Genomic DNA, 1719 nt, shown 5'->3' with positions numbered 1-1719 from the left:
GCGTCATTCGTAAGGCGATCAAGAACCGGAAGATTTTTCGGACTGATGAGTCAGTCATGAAGGTAATCTATCTGGCCATGGAAAAAGCTTCCGAGAAATGGACCATGCCGATCAGGAACTGGAAAGCAGCCATGAACCGGTTTGAAATTATGTTTCCTGACCGGTTCAAGGAGTAATAGTTTTGGTGGCGTTTACACAGAATTATTTACAGGCTCAATGATTATTCAATTGAATAGCAAGCTCTTTGGATTTAATTAGTACACTGCTATATCGGCCAACCACATCCAGTAGCCATAGAACGGTCAGCCAGCAAAACACTGTCAACGACACTAAGGCAGGAGCTGCCAATAATACAAAAAGCACAAATCCAATTGACATATCAAAACGCTCCATAAAACCTTTATTATCTAAATAAGTTACTCACTAACACAGCATTTCACAGTTTTATGGAATTGCAAATTCTTGGACACCTGAAGACTAAATAAATTAGACCTTAGTCGTATACTAAAGTACACCTTTATCCAACCGGCATTCATTTTGCTGAAAACAATATCTTCGATGCCAGAAAACACGTGATCTGTATATATTTTAATCAACAACAAAAAAATCAATGGAACTTATGTTCCACCTGTTGATTTTCAATTTCTGACAGGTTAAAAAGTGACAAAGGATTTTGATAAAAGACAGAAAATGACAAGTAATGACAAGGAAAGCAAAACTCTCGATTCAGATTTTGAAGTTCTTGAAGTAATCGACATCACATCCATCCCTGATTCAGAAGTTGATCGCAGGGAATGGATTAAATACGCCCTTAAAATCAGAGGGATAAAACTGTCTGACTTGGCGAGAAAAACGGGTATAACCCGTCAATGCTATAGCCAGGCACTCCACAGACAATACCCATCATGTGAGTACCACATAGCCCGGGCATTGAATGTGAAACCCTATGACCTCTGGCCTGAGCGTTATAAAAATGGATTACCAATCAAAAGGGACGGAAAAAGAAATGACTTCGAGAATAACCAAACTGTGTAGACTCGCCTCAATAACTATTGCTTTGCTTCTGTCAGGTATAGTTCATTCAAATGATTCTGATACCAATGAATTCACGCTCAATGGAACCGAGTGGGAGAAAGTCGCTCTACAGCATGAATTAGATCCCTACCTCTTATATGCAGTTGCACTGGCTGAAAGCGCATCTGGCCGAGGAGATCAGGGAGACAAGATGATAAGCCCCTGGCCATGGACACTACGCACTCTGAAAGATCGTTATTATGGTCTTTCAGAGCAGGAAACCAAGGTGCACTTAATGAAAATGGTAGAAGCATCAGGTGAGCTAGTCGATGTAGGGCTCATGCAAGTTAATTTTCACTGGCATAAAGATAAAGTGTCCTCAATTGAAGCCCTGCTTGATCCAAAAACTAACCTTCAGGTCGGTGCTGAAATTCTCAGAACAGCAATCAAATCTGCTCCTAATGATCTTGAGTTAGGTATAGGAAGATATCACCACTGGAAAGATCAGGATCGTGCACGTAACTTTGGCTCACGGGTAATGGCCATATGGAAAAATATTAAACCAGAGTCAACATTAACAATACTCCGGACACTATTATGCAGCGATAGCACCATAGCTACTTAGCTCCTCATAAGTATTCATGACTTTTTCGTCATTCATTGCCAAGCCTAACTTCTCAAAAACTCTGTGCATCAGGTTCTGAT

2 protein-coding genes and 1 pseudogene are annotated in these 1719 nt (G+C 40.5%); all 3 read left to right on the top strand.

All coding sequences use genetic code 11. The features are described from left to right. Positions 1–176, top strand: a pseudogene (locus AK963_RS36220) (IS256 family transposase); the annotation flags it as partial. A gap of 484 nt (positions 177–660) precedes the next feature. Further along, positions 661–1035, top strand: coding sequence for a helix-turn-helix domain-containing protein (locus AK963_RS28665; protein WP_238593885.1), 375 nt, complete (start codon positions 661–663; stop codon positions 1033–1035). Then, a complete protein-coding gene (locus AK963_RS28660; protein WP_202969913.1) occupies positions 974–1639 on the top strand; it encodes a transglycosylase SLT domain-containing protein in 666 nt (221 codons plus the stop codon). The genes AK963_RS28665 and AK963_RS28660 overlap by 62 nt, the downstream gene beginning before the upstream one ends. Positions 1640–1719: the final 80 nt, after the last annotated feature.

It is taken from the genome of Endozoicomonas atrinae, from assembly GCF_001647025.1.
Lineage (GTDB): Bacteria > Pseudomonadota > Gammaproteobacteria > Pseudomonadales > Endozoicomonadaceae > Endozoicomonas > Endozoicomonas atrinae.
The sequence above is the reverse complement of the archived record's forward strand: the minus strand, read 5'-3'. Positions and strand labels throughout refer to the sequence as shown.